General features: G+C 60.3%; 18 protein-coding genes and 1 pseudogene. 11 read left to right on the top strand and 8 right to left on the bottom strand.

What is annotated here, in order from left to right; all coding sequences use genetic code 11:
* Positions 1–167 precede the first annotated feature (167 nt).
* A pseudogene (locus tag ACKVY0_RS02470) lies at positions 168–1046 on the top strand (PAS domain-containing protein); the annotation flags it as partial.
* Positions 1043–2794, top strand: a complete 1752-nt coding sequence (locus ACKVY0_RS02465; protein ID WP_409213201.1) for a PAS domain-containing protein — start codon at positions 1043–1045, stop codon at positions 2792–2794. The pseudogene ACKVY0_RS02470 and the gene ACKVY0_RS02465, both read left to right, overlap by 4 nt.
* A 397-nt stretch (positions 2795–3191) precedes the next feature.
* Here ACKVY0_RS02465 and ACKVY0_RS02460 read toward each other — a convergent pair whose 3' ends face one another.
* On the bottom strand, positions 3192–3875 hold the full coding sequence (locus ACKVY0_RS02460; RefSeq protein WP_409213200.1) for an OmpA family protein: 684 nt from the start codon (positions 3873–3875) through the stop codon (positions 3192–3194).
* A 366-nt stretch (positions 3876–4241) separates the two neighbouring features.
* Between ACKVY0_RS02460 and ACKVY0_RS02455 the strand changes: the two genes are divergently transcribed.
* The 5 genes from ACKVY0_RS02455 (at position 4242) to ACKVY0_RS02435 (ending at position 8290) form a co-directional block, all read left to right on the top strand.
* Complete coding sequence (locus ACKVY0_RS02455) at positions 4242–4751, top strand: RsbRD N-terminal domain-containing protein (RefSeq protein ID WP_409213199.1); 510 nt, start codon at positions 4242–4244, stop codon at positions 4749–4751.
* 432 nt (positions 4752–5183) lie between these two features.
* Positions 5184–5711 (top strand): DUF4142 domain-containing protein, encoded by a 528-nt coding sequence (locus tag ACKVY0_RS02450; RefSeq protein WP_409213198.1) that lies wholly within the window; start codon positions 5184–5186, stop codon positions 5709–5711.
* A gap of 143 nt (positions 5712–5854) precedes the next feature.
* On the top strand, positions 5855–6298 hold the full coding sequence (locus tag ACKVY0_RS02445; RefSeq protein WP_409213197.1) for a DUF2383 domain-containing protein: 444 nt from the start codon (positions 5855–5857) through the stop codon (positions 6296–6298).
* Positions 6299–6480: 182 nt separating this feature from the next.
* A complete protein-coding gene (locus tag ACKVY0_RS02440; protein WP_409213202.1) occupies positions 6481–7746 on the top strand; it encodes a phospholipase D-like domain-containing protein in 1266 nt (421 codons plus the stop codon).
* Positions 7747–8035: 289 nt separating this feature from the next.
* On the top strand, positions 8036–8290 hold the full coding sequence (locus ACKVY0_RS02435; protein ID WP_409213196.1) for a hypothetical protein: 255 nt from the start codon (positions 8036–8038) through the stop codon (positions 8288–8290).
* Between the two features lie 192 nt (positions 8291–8482).
* Here the strand turns inward: ACKVY0_RS02435 and ACKVY0_RS02430 are convergent, their stop codons facing one another.
* The 4 genes from ACKVY0_RS02430 to ACKVY0_RS02415 all read right to left on the bottom strand — a co-directional run bounded on the left by ACKVY0_RS02430 (position 8483) and on the right by ACKVY0_RS02415 (position 13895).
* A complete protein-coding gene (locus tag ACKVY0_RS02430) occupies positions 8483–9430 on the bottom strand; it encodes an alpha/beta hydrolase fold domain-containing protein (RefSeq protein WP_409213195.1) in 948 nt (315 codons plus the stop codon).
* Between the two features lie 274 nt (positions 9431–9704).
* Positions 9705–11531, bottom strand: a complete 1827-nt coding sequence (locus ACKVY0_RS02425) for a phosphoenolpyruvate carboxykinase (GTP) (protein ID WP_409213194.1) — start codon at positions 11529–11531, stop codon at positions 9705–9707.
* Between the two features lie 70 nt (positions 11532–11601).
* Positions 11602–13179: a GDSL-type esterase/lipase family protein gene (locus ACKVY0_RS02420; protein ID WP_409213193.1), complete on the bottom strand. Its 1578-nt coding sequence runs from the start codon at positions 13177–13179 to the stop codon at positions 11602–11604.
* A 2-nt stretch (positions 13180–13181) separates the two neighbouring features.
* Positions 13182–13895: an SGNH/GDSL hydrolase family protein gene (locus ACKVY0_RS02415; protein WP_409213192.1), complete on the bottom strand. Its 714-nt coding sequence runs from the start codon at positions 13893–13895 to the stop codon at positions 13182–13184.
* A 109-nt stretch (positions 13896–14004) separates the two neighbouring features.
* Here ACKVY0_RS02415 and ACKVY0_RS02410 point away from each other — a divergent pair, with 109 nt between their 5' ends.
* Positions 14005–14640 (top strand): DUF1080 domain-containing protein, encoded by a 636-nt coding sequence (locus ACKVY0_RS02410; protein ID WP_409213191.1) that lies wholly within the window; start codon positions 14005–14007, stop codon positions 14638–14640.
* An 88-nt stretch (positions 14641–14728) separates the two neighbouring features.
* Positions 14729–15889, top strand: a complete 1161-nt coding sequence (locus tag ACKVY0_RS02405; protein WP_409213190.1) for a M48 family metalloprotease — start codon at positions 14729–14731, stop codon at positions 15887–15889.
* A gap of 7 nt (positions 15890–15896) precedes the next feature.
* Here ACKVY0_RS02405 and ACKVY0_RS02400 read toward each other — a convergent pair whose 3' ends face one another.
* Positions 15897–17720 carry an ATP-binding cassette domain-containing protein gene (locus ACKVY0_RS02400; protein ID WP_409213189.1) on the bottom strand — a complete coding sequence of 608 codons (1824 nt, stop codon included), beginning with the start codon at positions 17718–17720 and terminating at the stop codon, positions 15897–15899.
* Between the two features lie 76 nt (positions 17721–17796).
* Here ACKVY0_RS02400 and ACKVY0_RS02395 point away from each other — a divergent pair, with 76 nt between their 5' ends.
* Together ACKVY0_RS02395 and hisI are read left to right on the top strand one after the other, a co-directional pair.
* Entirely contained in the window at positions 17797–19338 is a 1542-nt protein-coding gene (locus tag ACKVY0_RS02395; RefSeq protein ID WP_409213188.1) for a hypothetical protein, read from the top strand.
* Positions 19339–19378: 40 nt separating this feature from the next.
* Positions 19379–19795, top strand: coding sequence for a phosphoribosyl-AMP cyclohydrolase (gene hisI / locus ACKVY0_RS02390; RefSeq protein ID WP_409213187.1), 417 nt, complete (start codon positions 19379–19381; stop codon positions 19793–19795).
* Between the two features lie 23 nt (positions 19796–19818).
* On the opposite strand, the gene ACKVY0_RS02385 is transcribed toward hisI, so the two are convergent.
* Complete coding sequence (locus ACKVY0_RS02385; RefSeq protein ID WP_409213186.1) at positions 19819–20016, bottom strand: hypothetical protein; 198 nt, start codon at positions 20014–20016, stop codon at positions 19819–19821.
* A 24-nt stretch (positions 20017–20040) separates the two neighbouring features.
* The gene (locus ACKVY0_RS02380) at positions 20041–20829 is read right to left on the bottom strand and encodes a hypothetical protein (protein ID WP_409213185.1); all 789 of its coding nucleotides are present in this window, start codon (positions 20827–20829) and stop codon (positions 20041–20043) included.
* Positions 20830–20877 lie beyond the last annotated feature (48 nt).

Genomic DNA, 20877 nt, shown 5'->3' with positions numbered 1-20877 from the left:
CAAGGGGCAGCCGGAATAAGTGCCCAGCGCAGCGCAGGCCGAGCGCAGCGAGTTATGCCGGACTGCCCCTTGCACGGAGCGACGCATCTGATCCCTGGGTGTCGCGCACACAACTCCAAGCCTCCTCAATGGCACATAAAACCCCACGGGAAAGTCTCGATGGCCCGCTCGATGAACCCAAGGAACTGGCGGGCATGGTGCTGATCGTGTTTTCCGACTCGGTCATCCTGGTCGAAACGAGCAGCAAAGGCGGCAAGGACAAAGCCTCGGCCCGCAGCCCCCGGCAGCGCGAGCTGGAGCGGGAACTGCAACGCGCCCGCGAAGAAGTGCGGGCGAACCGTGAGGAGATGCAGTCCTCGCAGGAAGAACTCAAGTCCATGAACGAGGAGCTGCAATCCACCAACGAGGAGTTGCAGTCCACCAACGAGGAACTCACCACCTCGAAGGAGGAGATGCAGTCGCTGAATGAAGAGCTGCAAACCGTCAACGCCGAGCTGCAGGCCAAGCTGGACGAGCTCTCCGCCGCGAACAACGACATGAAGAACCTGCTCAACAGCACGGACATCGCCACCGTGTTCCTGGACAACGAGCTGCAGGTGCGGCGCTTCACCTTGCAGGCCAAGGCCATCATCAAGTTGATCCCTAGCGACGTCGGCCGGCCCATCACCGACCTCGCCTCCGACCTGCTCTATCCCGCCCTGGTCGAAGACGCGCACGAGGTGCTGCGCACGCTGGTCTTTTGCGAACGCGCCATCACCACCGGCGACGGACGCTGGTTCAGCGTGCGCATCATGCCCTACCGCACCATGGACAACCGCATCGACGGCGTGGTCATCACCTTTGCCGACATCACCGCCGCCAAAAAAGTGGAGGCCAAACTGCGCGAGACGAACAGCGATCTGACCACGCACTCGGCTGAGCAAGGCCGCGCGCTGGGCCGTGCCGAGGGGCAGTTGGAAGTCCAACATGCCAAACAGTTACGCAACAAGGCCAAGGCCCAAGTGAGCCGAACAGCCGCCAGCGCCGTAGTGAAAGCCAAACGATGAAAAAACAGCTCAAGCCCGTGACAGACACCGCCGACCTGCGCCGCCGTGCTGAACGCCGGCTGCGTGAGCAATCCGCCAAGGCGGAGCGCCTCGAAACCCAGGCCAACGGCCTCCGCATCCTCCAGGAACTGCAGATCCACCAGATCGAGCTGGAAATGCAAAATGAGGAACTCAAACAAGCCAAGGCCGCGCTGGATGCAGGCCTGGAGAAATACACCGACCTCTATGACTTCGCCCCGGTCGGCTATTTCACGCTGACCTCCAACGGCACCATTCATCAGGTCAATCTCACCGGGTCCTCGCTGGTCGGCATGGATCGCTCCCAGTTGGTGGGCCGCCGTTTTGGCCTGCTGCTTGCCACCGAGCAGCGTCCCGCGTTCAATGCCTTCCTCACGCGGGTGTTTGTGGACGAAACCAAACAATCCCAAGATTACGAGCTGCTGAGAGAGGGTCAGCCGTCCATGTTCGTCAACATCGAGGCCAAGCGCATGCTCAACGGCGTGGAATGTCATGCCGTGGTCGTGGACATCACCGAGCGCAAACAGGTCGAGGACATCCTGCGCCGCAATGAAGCGCTGTTCGCCGCGCTCTTCAGCCAGGCCCCCATCGGCGTCTATGTCGTGGATGACCAAATGCGGCTGATTCAGGTCAATCCCAAGGCGCTGCCCGTGTTCAAAAACGTCCACAAGCTGATCGGTCGCGACTATGCCGAAGTCATCCACATCCTCTGGCCCAAACGGGTCGCGGATCAAATCGTGAAACACTTTCAGCACACGCTGAAGACCGGTGAGCCGTATCAGTCACCCGAGTTCGCCGCACAGCGCAAGGATACCGACGCGCAGGAGATCTACGAGTGGCAGATCCAGCGCGTGATCCTGCCCTCCGGCGAGCATCGCGTGGTCTGCTTCTTCAACGACATCACCGAGCGCAAGCGCATCGAAGGCGCGCAGCTCCGTCTGGAGGTGATGACCGCCTCCAACGCGAAATTGAAGCAGGAAATCATCCGCCGTCAGGCGGTGGAGGCCGCCCTCACGAAGAGCGAGCAGCTTGCGCATGAGCTGCTGAAACAATCGCGTGAGTTGCAGAAGCAAGTGCGCCAGATGTCGCATCAGAACCTCCTCGCGCTGGAGAATCAGCGCAAAGAGATCAGCCATGAGCTGCATGACAAAATCAGCCAGGTCTTGATCGGCATCAATGTGCGGCTGGCCGTCTTCACCCGCACGGCGGAGGTCAATCCGCGTGCCATCGCCCCGGTGCGTGAACTGGTGGAGAAATCCGTGAAGATCGTCCACGACTATGCCCGCGAGCTACGCCCCGCGATGCTCGACCAGCTCGGCCTGATCCCTGCCCTGCGCACCTACATTGACGAAATCCCCAAGCGCAAAGGCCGCCAGATTCTCTTCACCGCGTCTCCTGAGGTCGAAGCCCTCGACAACGACAAACGCACCGTCCTCTACCGCGTCGCGCAGGAAGCGCTCGTCAACGTGGCCAAACATGCGCGTGCCCGCGTCGTGAAAGTCAGCCTGCAAAAAATCCGTGGCAGCGTGTGTCTCGAAATCGCCGACGACGGCAAAGCCTTCGACGTGGAGCGCCTGTCCTCCGTGCAATGGAGCCACCGCCTCGGCCTCACCGGCATGCGCGAACGCATCGAAATGGTCGGCGGCAAGTTCAGCGTCGAATCCATCCCCGGCCATGGCACCACCGTCCGCGCCGAGGTGCCCATCGGGAAAAGTAGGCGGCGCCGATAAAAACGGCTCATCCGGGAAGTTCGCGCGGGCGCACTGGCTCAGGCAAACGCGACTGACCGCGCCAACGGCGCGCAGGAACCCAGCCCAGGGCAAAAGAGCCTTGGCGACTGCCGCCCTGGGTCGGCGAACCATCTGGCGTATGGCCCGCAGGTCGCGCTCTGAAAGAGCGCAGGAACGGCTGGGGCAGCCCTCCTGCGCTCTTTCAGAGCGCCATGACCTTGAGCTGGATGGTCCTCACGTTTTCCCAGGGCTTTCGCCCTGGGCTGGAATCCTGCGGCCCTTCAGGCCGATGCTTTCACACTTCATCGCGCCCACTTCACGGATGAAGCTAAAAAATCCCGTGTCCTTGCGGACACGGGATCGGTGTTACGACTGCCTTGGCGCGCTGAGCCTGACTCTATTTCGTCCGCACCACCAGCACGCGGCGGTCCTGCTGCATCTCGGCTTCGTTGCCTTTGGGATACATGGGGAAGCTCTCGCCGTAGCCATGGGCGCTCAAAACGCTGGCTGGCACGCCGTAGCGCTGGGTGAGTTCGTCAAACACGCGCTGAGCACGAGCCGCTGACAGTGACAGGTTGAATTCATCCGTGCCATCGGTGCTGGTGTGGCCTTCGATGTCATACACGGCACCCGTCTCGATCTTGCTGACGGCAAGGATCACGGCGGCCACATCCTGCAGCGCGGCACGCGACTCCTCACTGAGCAGTTCCGCCGTTTCCTTCACAAACAGCACCGGCAATGTCACATACGGCAGCTCGCGGCTTTGGCCCTGATCTTCCACCACGACAATGCTGCGCTCTGAATTATACACCCGGCGCGGCTGGCCGGGAGTGTCCACGACAGTGGTCGTTTTGGTGGTCTTCACCGCCGTCTGCGGCGCGGCCGTCACGATCACCACCTTGGGCGCCATCGACAACTGACGCTGCACGACCACGGGATCGAGGGTGCGCACGACGATGGACGGTTGCTGCACCACGACGACACCCGCCGTTGCCGGAGATGCAGGAACGACAGTGACCTGCGCGTGGAGGGGCAATTGCGCGAGGCAGAGAGCGGGGAGTAGAAACAGTAGTTTTTTCATGAGTTGATGGGTGTGGGTTGGTTTGGTTGACGCAGCTATGCCTCGTTCGTCGCCGGTCTCTTTGCCATGGGGTGAAACCCGACTCGGCATGATCACGGGTGACTTTCAGGTCGCGGAACGAGGCCCGCTCAATGCAGTCGGGTTACACCCCATGGTGAATGCAGCAGGCGCACGATATTCATCCGCGCTGCGCAACCCCACTGAACCCAGAGAATCCAACCAACCACCACCGCCCTATGATTCCCACCTGTTTGCCGCCATCGAATACTCCCGGCTTTATCTCCTGGGTGGCGGCGTCTTTTGATCATCGCCAAAATGTGTCGCCAATAAACTAAGTCAGCCTACGCCACTATGATTTCCCCAATAATGCCAACATCAGAGACGCTTCCCGGCAGCGTCAACGCCCTCCTGGCCGACTATCTCAGCGCGCGCAAGGAAGCGATCATCAACGAATGGCTGGAGCGGGTGCGCGGCGACGCGGCGATCATCGCGACCGAGACTTTGAACACGAAAGCGCTCAAGAACCACCTCCCAGAAATTTTTGATGATCTGACCGACACGCTTCGCCGCTACGGCAGCGAGGCCGTGGCCGAGCAAACCATCAAAGATGCCGAAGAGCACGGTGCCGCACGGCAGCAGCAGGGCTATGAACTCCCCGAAGTGCTGCGCGAACTCAAGCACCTGCGCGCCATTCTCATCTACCACATGCGCGTCTTCGAAGACATCCATGCCGAGTTTGGCATGGCCTCCCGGCTGTTCGTGGCGACCACCCTGCACCGCTTTCTCGATGAGATGGCGATTGATGCCTGCGAGGAGTACCTGTGGTCGCAGTTGAGCCTGCAAGACCAAATCCACCGCGGACGCGCCAAGTATTGAGCATCCAACCAAGAACGCGCCCTTGAGAATAGCTGTCGGGTTTCACCCCATGGCGAATGAACCGCGTTTGTTCTAACCTAACGAGCAGTGAATCCAAGAAAGACCTTTATGAAAACACCCAAGAGTCGCAAACACGCGGATGGCAAAGTTGGCTGGGCGCTCCTGTGGCTGCTCGGCATCCCCATTCCCGTCCTGCTCCTGTTCTTCGTGCTGCGCGGCTGCACCTGAATGCCAGCAGGTTCATGCTCACCCTATCAGCCCTGCATCCCGTGACACGGTTGCAGGGCTTTTTGCTTCAAGCCCTCAGCTTCGCCGTCAGATGATCGGTAAAAGAGTCGGGTTTCACCCCATGGCGAACGCGCTGCGCGACACATAACAATGCGGCCTGTGAAACCAACTATAACCTCACAGGCAAACCAAACACAGACACCCATGAAAACCCCATCCATCCTCCGCCTCTCCACCACCACGCTCGCCTTGTGCGGCATGTTCCTGCTCGCCCCACACGGCAACGCCGCTGAAAAAGACACCCTCGACGCTGCCGATGTGAAATTCGTCAAGCATGCGGCAGCAGCCGGCATGGCCGAAGTGAAGGTGGCCGAACTCGGCGTGAAGAAGGCCGAAAACGCGGACGTGAAAGCATTCGCCACGATGATCGCGGCTGATCACACCAAGGTGAACGAAGAGTTGAAAGCCCTGGCCACCACCAAGGGCATTGAACTTTCCGATGTCATCGACCCCAAGCATGCCGACACGTTCCAGAAGCTGGAAAAACTCAGCGGCAAGGAATTCGACAAGGAATTCCTCGACACCCTGGTGAGCAGCCACAAAAAAGGCGTGAGCAACTTTGAAGATGCCGCCAAGGACGCCAAAAACGCCGATGTAAAGGCGTTCGCTGAAAAGACCCTGCCAGCGCTGAAAGCCCATCTCGACAAGGCCAAGGAACTCGCCGCCAAGTAACCCTGTTGGTGTCAGGTGGATGCGGCGAGTTGATTCCCGCGCCCCCTTTTTTACCACTACTGCTGTGGCAGTTGCTGCGACCCCCCGCAGCGCTGCCACAGCTTCTTTTTTGTCGCAACCTCAACACCTTCACCCCTCATTCCATGACCGCCACTGACCAGACCATCGACATCTGCAACACGCTGCTGATCGGTGAAATCGCCGCCGTCAAAACCTATACCCAGGCAATTGACAAGTACGCGCATCCATCCGGCGACGCCTCGCTGGAGCGCATGCGTGCCGTTCACAAAAACAACGCCGATGAACTGCGCAAACTGGTCGCGGCGCACGGTGCCGAACCGGCTGAAGGCACCGGCCTGTGGGGCGGCTTTGTGGTGGCGCTCGAAGGCGCGGCCACGCTCATCGGCGCATCCCCTGCCCTGCATCTGCTGCAAGCCGGCGAGGAGCTGGGCATCAGCCAGTATGAGAATGCGCTCGCCAATGCCGATGTGGCGGACGCCGCCAAGGAACTCATCCGTCACACCCTGCTGCCGCCGCTTTCAGGTCACCTGATCGAGCTGCAACAGCGGCGTGATCGCGCCGAATAAAGGCCCGGCCCATGAAGCTCGCCGCCAAGAGCAAGAACGCCACACCGGGCAATCTGTTCAGCCCGCTGCTGGAGATGAAGGATTTTGTCAGCGGCCTGCCCTCACGCCTCAACAAGATCATGAACGCGAAAAGGGGCGATGGAAGGCTTTCAAACGATCGCCAACTCGGGAGCAAAACCAAAATGTGGCTCACAATTCTGATCACTCTTTCGGCCAGCGTTGTTCTTTCCATCCTGCTGCTCAATCTGCGGACGAGCGAGAAACAGATCCGCTATGCGCTGACCCACGACTTCACCGTAGAAGACCCGCAGTTCCTGCTCAGCATGGGGCAGTTGCTCGGGCCGGGCATTCTTCCTGGCAACCGGATCAAGGCTCTGCAAAACGGCGATCAAATTTTCCCGGCGATGCTCGACGCCATCCGCGGCGCACAGAAAACCATCACGTTTGAAACTTATATTTACTGGTCGGGAGACATTGGCAAAAAGTTTTCCGTAGCGTTGTGCGAGCGTGCCCGCGCTGGTGTGAAAGTCCATGTGATGCTGGACTGGGTGGGCTGCGGGAAGCTCGAAGCCAGCTACCTCGAGGACATGCAAGCCGCCGGAGTCGAAGTCGAGCGCTATCACCCGATCCGCTGGCATACAATCACGCGCATCAACAACCGCACACACCGCAAACTGCTCGTGGTGGATGGCCGGATCGGATTCACCGGGGGCGTGGGCATCGCCGATCAATGGACTGGAAACGCGGAGTCGCAGGACCATTGGCGTGACTCTCATTATCAACTTGAAGGCCCGGCGGTGGCACAGATGCAGGCGGCCTTCGGCGATAATTGGATCAAGACCCGGGCCAAGGTTCTCCTGGGTCCAGACTACTATCCGCCTTTGCAGCCCATTGGGGATTCACTGGCGCAAGTGTTCAAGAGTTCGCGTGGCGAAGGCAGCGAAAGCGTGCGCCTGATGTATCTGCTGTCCATCGCATCAGCGGCCAAAACCATCCGCCTCCAAGCCGCCTACTTCGTGCCGGACGACCTGGCCATTCAGACTTTTATCAGCGCACGCAGGCGCGATGTGAAGATTGAAATCATCGTGCCCGGCCCGCACACGGACGAGCGCATCGTCCAGAGCGCCTCCCGCTCCCGCTGGAACAATCTGCTGGATGCCGGGATCGCAATCTACGAATACCAGCCCACAATGTACCACTGCAAGGTCATCATCGTGGATGATGTGTGGGTTTCGGTCGGCTCGACCAATTTTGACGATCGCTCCTTCCGCCTAAACGACGAGGCAAACCTGAACATCTACGATGCCGCATTCGCCGCCGAGCAGGTCAAAATTTTCGAAACAGACAAGCTCAAGTCGCGCCTGATGACGCGCTCGGAGTTCAAGAACCGGTCCGCAATCGGGAAGTTTTTCGACGAGATCGCAGGAACGCTGCGCCGCCAGCTTTAACCGGCGCCGCCGGTGCGCGCCCACCGTAACGATTTGAAAGCAAGGCCGCCGAGTGGGTGAACACCCCATTGTGACCACCCAGGGTCGCTCGCCTATACTCAGCGATGAACAACCACTCGGGACCATCGGATTCAGCCTGGATGGCAACGTCGGTGCCCGCACTTGCCGAACACGAACAGGCCGATGTCTGTGCCGTGAGCGCAGGCATCGCAGGACTGACGACCGCCCAATTGGAGCATTCGCAACACCACCTAACTAAATGAAACCAAAACAGCCCCCCGCCCCAACCGTGAAAAACCAAACACCGAAAGAGACGGTGCCTGCCCTGCCAAAAACAACCGCGAAAAACCTAACACGCAAAGACGTGGCCAAGGTTTCAGCGGGCAATATCCAGCCGTTGGATACACATGCGCATCCCATGGCCCGGGACTCAAAGGGCCTGGGGTCGCGCACCGAAATCCGCGCGCAGGTGCCGCGTGTTCCTGCACCGCGCCAATCCCTCCGCCCCGTGGAAAGAAGTGGCCAGAAGCGGTCGCACCAGTGATGCGGATCAGGCGGGAGAATATATACCTCGCATCATCAAGATTTGGGAGTCCCGGGCCTTTGGAGTGATGGCGGGATGGAGTTCTGCATTCCAGCACTCCACGACTCCACGACTCCACGACTCCGCAGTAAAGATTCACCAATCATGGTGACGTTGGGTATATCAATGTTACACGCCAGATTTCAGGGAGAGTCACTTCCTCAGCGTCGTGATCAAGAACTCCGCGATGTTCTTGTGCTTCACGTTTGGGGCACCGGGAAAAGTAAGTTCGCATTCGGTGCCGAGGGCCTGGCAGTGCTCCTGGAGTTTGACGCCGTAGTTGGCGGTGTGGGTGGGGTCTTTTTGCTCCTGGCCGATGGCGGGGGCCGATGAGTAGTAGAGATAGACCGGCGGATCGTCCTTGGAGACGAGTTCATAAGGCGAGTACATCTTGATCCACTTCAGCACGGACTCGCGCTTCTCCAAGAACTCGGCGAAGCGGGTGTCGCGGGTCTTGCGTTCGTTCGGGTCCATGAAACCGAAGGCGTGGCCGCCATAGCGGCTGTTCGGCGTCCATTCCTTGAGCTGTTTCGGGTCGAGCGAGGTCTGTGCGCCACTCACCGCCGCACACCAGAGGCGGGTGGATTCGCGGGCAATGAGATCGCTGCTCTTGGGATCGGCCATATCGTCGTGGAAGGCGAGGTAGAGGCTGCTGCACGCGCCTGCGCTGCCACCGCTGGCACCAATGCGCTGTTTGTCGATGTTCCACTCGCCCGCCTTGCTGCGCACGAACTGCAAGGCACGCGCTGCATCCTCCAGCGGCCACTGCACCGGCGGCATCACACCGGCAAGCTGCGCCTGCCAGGAGTAGCGGTAGTTGATGGAGACGACGGAAATGCCAGCGGCGAGACAGGCTGCGAGTTCGCCAGGATTGGCCTTGTCGCCCGCCACCCAGCCACCGCCGTGAATGAAGAACAGCAGCGGTGTCGGCTTACTGGACTCCGCCTTGTAGAAGTCGAGCACCTGCCGCTCATGCGTGCCGTAGGCCACATTCGCCTGCGTGGGCGCACGTTTTGGCGCGGGAGCCGGTTTAACCGCTGGAGCGGCGGTTTGTGCCTGCAATGAGGCGGCGAGGAGGAACGGAAGGAAGGCGAGTTTCATAATTGGGAGGACCATCAAACGTGAACTCTGGGCCATTTATACCAGACGGCTTGAAAGCGAGCACACCTCCGCGTTCTGGCGAACGCGGCCACCGTAGCCACGCTCGCCAGAGCGTGGATGGTGCGTGTTTTGCGAGGGCGCGGCCTCCATTCTCTGGCGAGAATGGCCACAGGCTGCTGCACGCGGCCACGGGCGTAGCCACGCTCGCCAGAGCGTGGATGGTGGCTGTTTTGCGAGTGCGCAGCCTCCAATCTCTGGCGAGATTGGCTACGATTCACATCCGGCAGATTAGCAACTCGCGCTCGTAGATCAGCTCTTTGGGGAGATGAGACTTCAAATCGAGGAAAAGCTCTTCGTGGGAGAGGATCTCGGCACGCCAGGCGGCGCGGTCGAAGCGTTGCAGCTCCTCGAACTTCTCTTTGGGGAAATCGAGGCCCTTCCAGTCGATGTCGGCGTAGTTCGGCACCCAACCGATGGGCGTTTCCTTCGATTTACCGTGGCCGTTCGAGCGATCGACGATCCATTTGAGCACACGCATGTTTTCACTGAAGCCGGGCCAGAGGAATTTGCCGTCGGCGTCTTTGCGGAACCAGTTCACATGGAAGACACGCGGCGTTTCGCTCAGCGTGCGCTGCATGCTGATCCAGTGGCGGAAGTAGTCGCCCATGTGGTAGCCGCAGAACGGCAGCATGGCCATCGGGTCGCGGCGCACCTTGCCGATGGTGCCGGCGGCGGCGGCGGTCATCTCACTGCCCATCGTGGCGCCGATGTACACACCGAAGCTCCAATTGAAGGCCTGAAACACCAGCGGCATCGTGGTGGCACGACGTCCGCCGAAAATGATCGCGCTGATGGGAACGCCTTCCGGCTTTTCCCAATCAGGATCAATCGTGGGGCACTGCGAGGCTGGTGCGGTGAAGCGCGAGTTCGCGTGCGCAGCCTTGACACCTTTCTCCTTCGCGATTTCGGGCGTCCACAGGTTGCCCTGCCAGTCGGTACATTTGGCAGGCGATTCATCCGTCATGCCTTCCCACCACACGCCGCCATCGGGCGTGAGGGCCACGTTGGTGAAGATGGTGTTCTTCCGCAGCGAGGCCATCGCGTTGGGATTCGTCTTATCGCTCGTGCCCGGAGCAACGCCGAAAAAGCCAGCTTCAGGATTAATCGCATGCAGACGGCCATCCGCGCCGGGTTTGATCCACGCGATGTCATCGCCCACGGTCCAGATCTTCCAGCCTTTCTCGATGAAGTACTGCGGCGGGATGAGCATGGCGAAATTCGTCTTGCCGCAGGCGCTCGGAAACGCGGCGGCGACATACGTTTTCTTCCCCTTCGGATCTTCGACGCCGAGGATCAGCATGTGCTCGGCCATCCAGCCTTCATCGCGCGCCATGGCTGAGGCGATCCGCAGCGCGAAACATTTCTTGCCCAGCAAGGCATTGCCGCCATAACCGGAGCCGTAGCTCCAGATCTCACGCAACTCGGGGAAGTGAACGATGTACTTCTCCTTGTTGCACGGCCAGGGCACATCCTTCTGCCCTTTTCTGAGCGGCGCACCGACACTGTGCATGCACGGCACCACGCGCTTCTTCGATTTATCAATCATCTCAAACACCTTCTTCCCGATGCGCGCCATGATGCGCATGTTCACCACCACATACGGCGAATCGGTCAGTTGCACACCAATCTGAGCCATCGGCGAATCAATCGGACCCATGCTGAAGGCCAGCACATACATGGTGCGGCCCTTCATGCAGCCGTTGAAGAGCTTGCGCAGCTTCTCCTTCATCTCAAACGGGTCCATCCAGTTGTTCGTCGGGCCAGCACCACCTTTGGAGTTGCTGCAAATGAACGTGCGCTCCTCCACGCGTGCCACATCACTCGGATCAGACTTCGCGTAGAAGCAGCCGGGCCACTGCTTCTCGTTCAGCCGGGTGAAAGTGCCTGCATCCACCATTTCATTGCACAGGCGGTCGTACTCAGCCTTAGAGCCGTCCACCCAGTGAATTTTATCCGGCTTGCACAACGCGGCCATTTTGCTGACCCAGCGCTGAAGGTGAATGTTCTTACTGAGGGGTTTCGGGGAAGTTATTTTGGGCATTGGCAGGACGCGTGATTGGCGCAGCCCATAGACGCGGTTTCCGTGCCAACTGTCCACTGCGGATGCCGCCTCACTTCAGCGGCACATCCTGCCCTGCGGCCCAGAGAATGGCGCGGGGAATGAGGTGTTCGAGGCCGGGCGTGTTTTCAGGATGCGGGCTGGAGATGAAGACGCGGCCTTTGCCGAAACTGCCGACAGCTTGTGCCGGTGAATTCACCATGACGCCGACGGGGGTGCCATTCTCCGCGATTTCGCTGCGAAACAGCGCCACGGGCCGATACGGTGAAATGTCGGTGCGATCACCCGGCTTGATGATGGGGCCATTGGCATAGCGCACTTTGAAAAGGCCGCTCACCTCACCCAGCAACGGTTTTCCATCCGGTGTGATCTCCATGTCCATGAAGCCGCGGCCTCGTGCCCACTTGGATGACACGGTGCTGGCATTGAGAATGCCGAGGCCCCAGGAAAAATTCGAGCACGCGAGATACGCACCCGCGCAGATGCCGCAGTAGCCACCGCCGCTGCGCACAAACTCGCGCACGTTCTTCAATCCGGCCTCACCGATGCTTTTCGACTGCTGCGAGGCGGTGCCACCGGAGAAAACGACCACATCGAACGGCTTCAAGTCGATGCTGCCCATCTGCTCTCCCGGGATGCGTGTCACCTGCGCCTGCGGCAATGTCTTGAGCACGTTGATCACGTTGTTGATGCCGTCACTGGGGGCACCCTTGCCATTAAAAATGCCCACCTTCACCGCCCTCGGTGCCACCGGCGGCGGCACGATGGTTTTGCGGCCGTTGATGTCCGGTGGGATAACGAAGGTCGTGGCTTTGGGTGCAAGTGAGGCGGCAATCGACTTCGCCACCTGCTGGCCCATGAGTTCGTAACCTTTGGCGTTGAAGTGAACATCCTGCGCATTGGCAATGCCTTCAAGCTGTGGCGTGAGGAAGGCGTGGAGGTCGTCGATGGCGACGCCGTGCTTCTGCATCACACGCAGGGCGATTTCGTTCTTCTCGGCGATCTGCGTGACGATTTCGGGGCCGTCTTTCGTGTCGGGCGGCACCGGCGTGGTGGTGGCGAAGATGAGCTTCGCACCGGTTTGCTTCATGCGGGCGATGAGAGTCTCAAGACGCTGCTCGTAATCGGCAGCGGGCGTTTTGCGGTCGTGGATGCCGAAATTGAAGTGAATCACGTCCCATTTGCCCGCACCGAGCCAGATGTCGATTTTCTTCACGCCATTGGCCGTGGGGCCGCAGTTTTCCGGGGCACGATGCACGTTGGCTTTGCCCGCCATGGCCTTGCGCACATCGAGCGTGTAGCCGCGTGAGATGGAATCGCCGATCAAGAGCACGCGGGGCAGCTTGGAATCATCCTGCACAAAATCCCAGGCGTTGGATTTGCCCGCGATCTTTTCGGCTTTGTGAATGGGCAGGTAGAACGCGTTGCCGAGATTCTGTTCCAGCACGGTTTCCCACGCTTGCTGGTCAGCAGGAAGCTTCGCTTTCCAAGCCTGGTAGCGCTCATCAACGATTTTGTCCGCCGCCGCCTTCTTCGCGGCGGTTTCAGCGGCGTTAGTGGGCTCATTCTGCGATTTGACCTGGGCGTTGAGCAACGCGGCGGACGCGAAAAGGAGGACCAGCGGCTTCATGCTCACTTCTTGGGCAGATATTCAGTGATCACAGCAGCGACCTTTTGAGCGAGATAGCCATAACCTTCGGGCGAGAAATGCACGTTGGCGGGAAGCTGCATGTGCAAGAGCTGTTTGAGGGCGTGAGCGCGCAGGTCGTCCGTCGGAATGCCAGCGGCGGTCATCACACGGGCGGCAGCCTCGTTGTATTTCACCTCATCACCTTGAACACGGCCATCAGAACCGGCTGGCACCGGCGTGGTGTCGCACCAGATGAGCTTCGCGCCGGTGGCCTGCATCGTTTTGACGAGTTCGGCGAGGTTCTTCTCATAATCGGCCAGCGGCACCTGGAGATGCGAGCCGGGCGCTTTCGGATCGGCACGCTTCGAAGGATCTTCGGCGATGTATTTCAAGTCGTGCAGGCCCCAGTTGAAATGAATCACGTCCCACTTCGATTCGCCGAGCCAGGCCTTGATGTTGGCGAGACCGTTGGTCGTCGGGCCGCCGTTCGTGGGGATGCGATGGACGTTGGCCTTGCCCTTGAGCATCTCGCGCACGTCGAGCGTGTAGCCCATCGAGATCGAATCGCCGATCAACAAGACGCGTGGCAGACCAGCAACGTCCTCGACCTTCACGAGCGAGGGTTGCGGTTTGCGCTCACGTTTGACGGGTGCTTTGGGGGCATCGGCAGCGAAAGTCGCTGAAGCGAGCAGAGCGAGGATCAGGATGGATTTCATAAGGCGGGATAGAACGTGGCGGTCGCACCAGAATATCGCTCGAATGAAAAAGATGCTGGTAACCTGGATTGTCTCGCGTTTGATGCTCCACATCCATCCAATCCCAGCCATGCGCATTCTCCTCGCCACTCTCGCCCTCACTTCGTTCGTCTCTGCCGCCGAGCCAGTTCACCTGACGCTCGCTGATTTCACCAACCTGACGGGCGAAGCGCCATCCGGCGGCTGGACGACCGAGGGCGACAACACGATTCATCTCGTTGGCAAAGGCGGTGGCAATTTGATCTCCAAAAACGAATACACGAACTTCGAACTCGAATGGGAATGGAAAGTCGGTCCCAAGGGCAACAACGGCATCAAATACTGGGTCACCAAAATCGGCGGCAAGGAATGGCTCGGCATCGAATACCAGATGATCGACGACAGCGGCCATCCTGACGGCCTCAAGGGCGGCTCACACACCACCGCGTCGATTTACGACATCAAGGAACCCGCCAAGGACAAAGCCTTGAAGCCCGCTGGTGAGTGGAACACGAGCAAGATCATCGTGCAGGACGGTAAGATTCAGCATTGGCTCAATGGCGCTCTCGCCTGTGAGGCAGACACCACGACGCCTGAATGGAAGGAGCGCATCGCGAAGAGCAAGTTCAAGAGCAAGGAAGGCTTCGCTCCTGGCCAAGGCAAGATCATGCTGACCGAGCACGGCGACGAAACGTGGTTCCGCAACATCCGCCTCAGCGCGAAGTAGTCCGAGCAAAGTAGTTATAACTTGAGCTGTCTGGCCTTCCACATGGATGCCAGCTTGCACAAGCTTTGCCGCCGACTAAGCCGTCGGGGTGCTTCATCCTGCCGTTCTCTCACTCCTGCTGGTCATCGCCAGCGCTCTCTACAGCTACCTGCTGATGTGGCTCACGCTGCGACCATGGCGGCTGGCACGCAACGAACACTGGACCGAGCGGGCACGCTGGCTGTGGATGGCACGCGTCGCGCGATTTTTTGTCTTCCTCGGGGCGGTGGCCATCGGCACGGCCGTGTGGCTGGAGCAGCGGAATGATGCGCATATGCTGCCGATCGCGCTTGCCGTCATGGCCGGTTACTTTGCCGCATCGTTCCTCATCGACCGCCGCATCGAGCCGCGTTACACGCTGCGCTTCTGGCTGAGCCTGTTGTTCTGGAAGATAGGCATCATCTACGCGCTGGTGGGAACGGTGGCGTGGACGGCCTACAGCACTTCGGTGAATGTCACCGGCACCGACTGGCTGCGCATCGCCGCCGCTGCAGTGGTCATGAGCGTGATTTACTCCGGCGTGTGGCTGTTGCTGCTGCCCAATCGCGACAAGCAGCCGCAAACGCCACGCCTGCGGCAGATTGTGGACGAGGTGGCGGCGCAGGCCGGACTCGGGCCGGCGCGGGCGTGGGTGGCGGAGTCGGTGACCGCCAACGCCGTGGCCTTCATGTTCATCCGCAGCATTGTGGTCACTTCGCGGGCGATGGAGGTGCTCAATGACGATGAAGTCCGCACGCTGGTGCAGCATGAGATGGCGCATTTGCGTGAATCATTGGCCGTGCGCTGTGCCCGGCTGCTGGGCGGACTGAGCTGGCTCGGTTTCGCCTTCACGCGGCCCGTGGTTCATCGCATCGACTTTCTCGGCGTGTTCTGGATTTTTCTCGGCGTGATGCTGGTGCGGAGATTCACGCAGAATGTGGCGAAGCGGATGGAAAACCGTGCCGACTCGATGTCCGCGACAAACGACGATGAAGGTCCGGTGTATGCACGAGCTTTGGAGAAACTCTACGAGGCGAATCAAATGCCCGCCGTGATGAACAAGCGGCTGGTGCATCCGCATCTCTATGACCGCATGACCGCCGCCGGTCTCACGCCAGACTATCCACGCCCAGCACCGCCGCCGAAGCGGCACTGGACAAGTCTGGCGGCGCTGCTGCCGCCGATGCTTTGGTTCTTCTGGCTGGGGTTCCGCTCCGCTGGAAAGCTCTAAACAAAGATCACGAATCCCACTGGCTGCGCTGCACGCCGACGAGGGACATGCTGAGGCCGACGAGGACGTGGACGAACAGCACGAAGCCGGCGATAGCGGGCGTGACGAGCGTGGTGTCGGTCACCGCACGCACGGCATCATAGAACGCGGTGCTGCGCATGCTGGTGAGGCTGCCGCTCCAGCTCCAGAACGCGGCGATGAGCGGCTGCACCCAGTTTTCCAGCCAGTCCGGCAGCGTGAGCACGGCGCCGGAGAGCGGAAGCTGAAAACCGACGAGGTAGATGCACAGGATCGTGGCCTTCTCCGGCGTCTTGCTCATGGCGGAGATGCCAAGGCAGATGCTCGTCATGGCGGCGGAGGCGAGCGTGAGCAGCGCCAGCTTCACGACCAGATCTCCCGGCAGCCCTCCCACGACCATATCGACGAAGAAGCCCATCCATAAACTCTGCGCGAGCACGAAGAAGCCGAGGAAGATCACCTTGCTGCCCACATACGCGAAGGGATGCAGCCCACCGAGTTTTTCACGCTCCAGAATCAGACGCTCGGACGCGATCTCGCGCGCGGCGTTGTTGCTGGCCATCAGCGTGACCAGCACGACCTGCAGCATGATCAAACCAGAGACGAGTCCGCCAGCCTTGAGCTGCTCTTGCTGATACTTTTGCTGGTTCACCATTTCGACCACGACGTTGGCATCCTGATGCGAGGAAAGTGCTCGCAGCGGCTTGATGCCGTCGAGCGCGAAGATCACCACGAGCAGCGGAAAGCCCAGCAGCATCGCCAGATGCAGCCACACCTGCGCCTTGTCGCGGCGGAAGATCGTCCAGCGCCGCCGCAGCAGCTCGACCAACTGCGTCGGCAGAGACGGCAGCTCGATGGGCGGAAATTCATGGTGCTCGATGGCATCGGGCTCAGACTTCTCCTCGTCCGCGACAGCACGCCCTTCACGCACCGTGGTCCTGGACGGCCCGCTGTTCTTGGCCGCCGCTTCATCCTCCGGCAGCACGCGTTTGCCATCGAAACCGTGGCGCTTGTAATACGTGTCGCGGTGCTTTTCCCAGGACTCCTGCCAGTCCGTGTTCTTGCGCTCCGTGAGCTTGAGATAGACCTCCTCGGGATGCTCGGCGGCAAAGTAATGCATCATCGACTTGGGCGGCCCGTGATACGCCAGCACGCCCTGGTACATCACCATCACACTGTCATAGGCGTCGAGGCTGGCGAGACTGTGGGTGACATTGACGACGACACGCTTGGGATGCCCACGCGACAGCACGCGCAGCAGGTCGGTGATCTCACGCTCCGACTTTGGATCGAGACCGCTCGTGACTTCGTCGCACAGCAGCAGGCATGGATCGGTGACAAGCTCCAGCGCGAGACCCAGGCGGCGTTTCTGACCGCCCGACAGCACCTTCACCTGCCGGTCCGCCAGATGCGTGAGTCCGGTCACTTCGAGAATGTGATCCAGCGCTGGAATGAAATCCTCCGTCCGCGCCAATTGCGTGCGCAAGGTCATGGCGCTGGCGATGCTCTCTTCCACCGTCAGCAGATCATAGGCCACGCTGAACTGCGGCACATAGCCGAGATCACCGGGATGCAGATCTTCCTCGTCGCTCAGATCGCGACCATCCCAGTGCAGCCCACCGGCGGTCTGCTGTAGGATGCCGGTGATCACCTTGAGCAGTGTCGTCTTGCCGCAGCCGGACGGCCCCACGATCGCCACCAGATGCGCCGGCGGCACGTTGAAATTCACCTCCCGCAGGAGAAACAGCGAGTTGTTTGGGCCCGGCTCGCCCGGACCATCGACTTCAAGACAAACGTTGAGTGCTTTGAGCATACAGGTTAAATAAGTAGCTGAAACTAGGCCGGAGACCGCCGCTCTGGCGATGAAAAAATTCAACCCCACCGATAAAATGCAACGCCGCACCCGCCCCAGCGCCAGCCGCCGCCCTTCCTCACCGCTGCGCTGGCTGTGGTGGCTGGCAGGCCTGCTCATCGTCAGCGGCATCATGCTCGTGCTGCTGGCTCCCACGCTGGTCACCGGCTACATCCGCTCGTACCTGCGCAAGGATGACTTCCACCACAAAGCCGAGGAAATGATCGCCGCGAAACTGGGCGGCAGGGCACGCCTCGCGCCGATCCTCTGGAACGACGACACCGCCACGCTCACCGATCTGTCATTGGAAACCGGCCGCGGCTGGAGCGTCGATGCCGGTGGCATCCGTGCCGCGCTCGACTTCGGTGCCATCCGCACCGGCTCCTGGCGCATCCAAAACTCGGGAGCAGATGATCTCACGCTACGCCACACCGCCACCGCACCCGGCGACGACCCAGCAGGCGAGTCTGCGGCGCAAATCGAAGCAGAAGCAGAGACTGAATCCGTCCCGTCCTTCCTCCGGCGCTACATTCCCAACAAGACTGAGTTCAGCGGCTTCGACGTGCAGCGCTTCTACTTTGAAAAGAACGCCTGGAAAATCGCCGAGACCCGCCTGCATCTCGGTGAATGGAGCAGCGGTGAAAAGTCCATGCCCGCCAAGCTGACCGGCGGCACACTGCAAACGCCCTTCCAACCCCCGCAGCAAAAAGAACCGCTCAAACTCGACCTCACCCAGGCCACGCTGCGCCTCAGCCGCGAGCAACTGCTGCTCAGCAACGCCACCCTGCGCTGGAAGCAGGGTGCCGAAGCCACGCTGCGCGGCTCCTTGAAGCATGACAGCGGCGCGTGGCAGGCCTTCATGCATGCCACGGCCGTCCCGCTCGATGAATTCCTCGATCCCGCGTGGCAGCAGCGTCTCTCCGGCAAGATCGAGGGCGACCTTGATGTGTCCGGCACACGCAACGCCCCGCCCGCCTGGAAGGCCGACATCACCCTCAAAAACGGCGCGCTGCAAGGGCTGCCCATCCTCGAAAAGCTCGTCACCTACACCAACACCCACCGCTTCAGCCGCCTCGTGCTCGACCTGTGCAGCGCCACCTTACGGCCGCAGGGAGACGCCCTGCGCATCGAGAACATCATCGTACAATCCAACGGCCTCCTGCGCATCGAAGGCGCGCTGACCCTCCAGGGCCGCAACGTGACAGGGGATCTCATGGTCGGCGTCACGCCCGAAACTTTGAGCAGCATTCCCGGCGCCAGCAGCCGCGTGTTCGTCGAGACCAATCCCACCGGCCCGCCCGGCCTGCAATGGACGCGTGTCCGCATCGCCGGCACGCTCGACGCGCCGCAGGAAGATCTCAGCTCACGCTTGATCGGTGCCGCCGGCATGTCCCTGCTGCTCGACAGTCCCGGCCAAGTGCTCAACCAAGGCACCGAATTGCTCAAACCCGTGCTCGGCGAAGACGCCGCCAAACTGCCCGGCAAGGTCATGGAAGGTGCCGGTGGCATCCTCGAAAACGGCCTCAAGACCGGTACCGGCATCCTCAAGCAGGTGCTACCGGTGTTTCCGGGGAAATGAGGTGGTTGCACGACGAGGATGTGCCGCTAGCATGCGCCCCATGTCCGCTCCAGCACCCATTTCGTTCGCCGCCCGTGAATCGAAGCATGCCATCGAAGAAGGCCTGCTGTTTGCCCCGAAGTTCGACGAGCATGGCCTGATGCCAGCGATGGCGGTGGATGCAGAGAGCGGTGCACCGCTAATGCTGGCCTACATGAACGAGCAGAGCCTCAAACTGACGCTGGAACTCGGCCAGGCGGTGTACTGGAGCCGCAGCCGCAACGAACTCTGGCACAAGGGCGCGACGAGCGGCGAGTTTCAGGAGATCATCGACATCCGCACGGACTGCGACCAAGACGCCTTGGTTTTACGAGTGAAACAGCATGGTGGCGGCTGCTGCCACACAAAACGGCCCACCTGCTTTTATCGCGTCGTAAAAACGGCGGATGGTGAAGCGTTCCTGGAACCGGTGAAGTAAGAGCCGACTGCGACCGTTTCAACTCAGCGGCTGCCCGGCAGCATGTTGCCATAGCGGGCGTTGCCCTCCCATGAACGCGGACGGTTCCATGGGAGATTGCTGTACTGGCTGCCATCCGGACCCACGACCTTTTTGCGCTGCGGTTCGTCCGAAGTACAGGAAACCAAAGAACAGGCGGTTACCGCCACCAGCAGCAGGAGTTTGAGCAGACGTGTTTTCATCGTCGTATGCAATACCAGCCCCGATCAGTTCTGCACCAGATTTTCGAGGATCACCCGGTCTCCAGGCATGATCACCTGACCGTTGACAACGGCATCCGTCACAATGCTGGCCATGGTGTTGGCACCATCGACGGCCATGACGCTGACCTTGCCCACGGTCAGCGCACCACGGGTGACGATCAGCTTGGTGTCCTGGGTGAGGCCAGTGGTCTTGCCAGCGTCGATCACCACGAAGCCCCAATCATAGTTCACGGCAATGATGCGGGAGGTCAGGCTGTTGCGCTCAAAGTTTTTGCGCCGCTCCTCGATTTTGTGAGTCACTTCATCGAGACGCTTCTGCACACCGGCGATTTTCTCCTCCTCAGCGACCACTTCCTTCTTTTTGGCCTCGGCCTGGCCCTCAAACTCAAGCTTCTCCTTCTTCATGCGATTGATGTCTTCGGCGATGGTCTCCGGCTTCACATCCTTGGGGAAATTTTCCATCAAACCGGCCAGTTCCTGCTGCTTTTTGACCTTCACATCAAGCTCTCCCTGCATGCGCGTGGCTTCGCTTTCTGCCTGGGCCAGCTTGTTTTTCTGCGCCTTCAATTTTTCATCCTCGATGTCGCGCTCACCCTGCACACGGGCGATGTCGGCCACCAACTGGCCGACCACGGCAACCACCTTTTTCTCCGTCTGTTTTTCAGCGACAATGCTGGCATTGATGCCGGCGATATTGATGCGCACGGCGGCAAATTCACGCCCGTTTTGATAGGCAAAGAAGCTGGCGACGAGGATCACGACAGCGCTGAGAATAAAGAGGACTTTGGTCATGGGAAAAGGGAGTCGAGGGACGTTTGCAGAAGAGATGGTTCAGGCCAC

It is taken from the genome of Prosthecobacter sp. (assembly GCF_046154365.1).
In the GTDB taxonomy this organism is placed as follows: Bacteria; Verrucomicrobiota; Verrucomicrobiia; order Verrucomicrobiales; family Verrucomicrobiaceae; genus Prosthecobacter.
The sequence above is the reverse complement of the archived record's forward strand: the minus strand, read 5'-3'. Positions and strand labels throughout refer to the sequence as shown.

Excerpts from the sequence above, each read along its gene's own strand:
- ACKVY0_RS02465 (WP_409213201.1), top strand. The coding sequence starts at position 1,043 with ATGAAAAAACAGCTCAAGCCCGTGACAGACACCGCCGACCTGCGCCGC.
- ACKVY0_RS02460 (WP_409213200.1), bottom strand. The coding sequence starts at position 3,875 with ATGAAAAAACTACTGTTTCTACTCCCCGCTCTCTGCCTCGCGCAATTG.
- ACKVY0_RS02455 (WP_409213199.1), top strand. The coding sequence starts at position 4,242 with ATGCCAACATCAGAGACGCTTCCCGGCAGCGTCAACGCCCTCCTGGCC.
- ACKVY0_RS02450 (WP_409213198.1), top strand. The coding sequence starts at position 5,184 with ATGAAAACCCCATCCATCCTCCGCCTCTCCACCACCACGCTCGCCTTG.
- ACKVY0_RS02445 (WP_409213197.1), top strand. The coding sequence starts at position 5,855 with ATGACCGCCACTGACCAGACCATCGACATCTGCAACACGCTGCTGATC.
- ACKVY0_RS02440 (WP_409213202.1), top strand. The coding sequence starts at position 6,481 with ATGTGGCTCACAATTCTGATCACTCTTTCGGCCAGCGTTGTTCTTTCC.
- ACKVY0_RS02430 (WP_409213195.1), bottom strand. The coding sequence starts at position 9,430 with ATGAAACTCGCCTTCCTTCCGTTCCTCCTCGCCGCCTCATTGCAGGCA.
- ACKVY0_RS02425 (WP_409213194.1), bottom strand. The coding sequence starts at position 11,531 with ATGCCCAAAATAACTTCCCCGAAACCCCTCAGTAAGAACATTCACCTT.
- ACKVY0_RS02420 (WP_409213193.1), bottom strand. The coding sequence starts at position 13,179 with ATGAAGCCGCTGGTCCTCCTTTTCGCGTCCGCCGCGTTGCTCAACGCC.
- ACKVY0_RS02415 (WP_409213192.1), bottom strand. The coding sequence starts at position 13,895 with ATGAAATCCATCCTGATCCTCGCTCTGCTCGCTTCAGCGACTTTCGCT.
- ACKVY0_RS02410 (WP_409213191.1), top strand. The coding sequence starts at position 14,005 with ATGCGCATTCTCCTCGCCACTCTCGCCCTCACTTCGTTCGTCTCTGCC.
- ACKVY0_RS02400 (WP_409213189.1), bottom strand. The coding sequence starts at position 17,720 with ATGCTCAAAGCACTCAACGTTTGTCTTGAAGTCGATGGTCCGGGCGAG.
- ACKVY0_RS02395 (WP_409213188.1), top strand. The coding sequence starts at position 17,797 with ATGCAACGCCGCACCCGCCCCAGCGCCAGCCGCCGCCCTTCCTCACCG.
- hisI (WP_409213187.1), top strand. The coding sequence starts at position 19,379 with ATGTCCGCTCCAGCACCCATTTCGTTCGCCGCCCGTGAATCGAAGCAT.
- ACKVY0_RS02385 (WP_409213186.1), bottom strand. The coding sequence starts at position 20,016 with ATGAAAACACGTCTGCTCAAACTCCTGCTGCTGGTGGCGGTAACCGCC.
- ACKVY0_RS02380 (WP_409213185.1), bottom strand. The coding sequence starts at position 20,829 with ATGACCAAAGTCCTCTTTATTCTCAGCGCTGTCGTGATCCTCGTCGCC.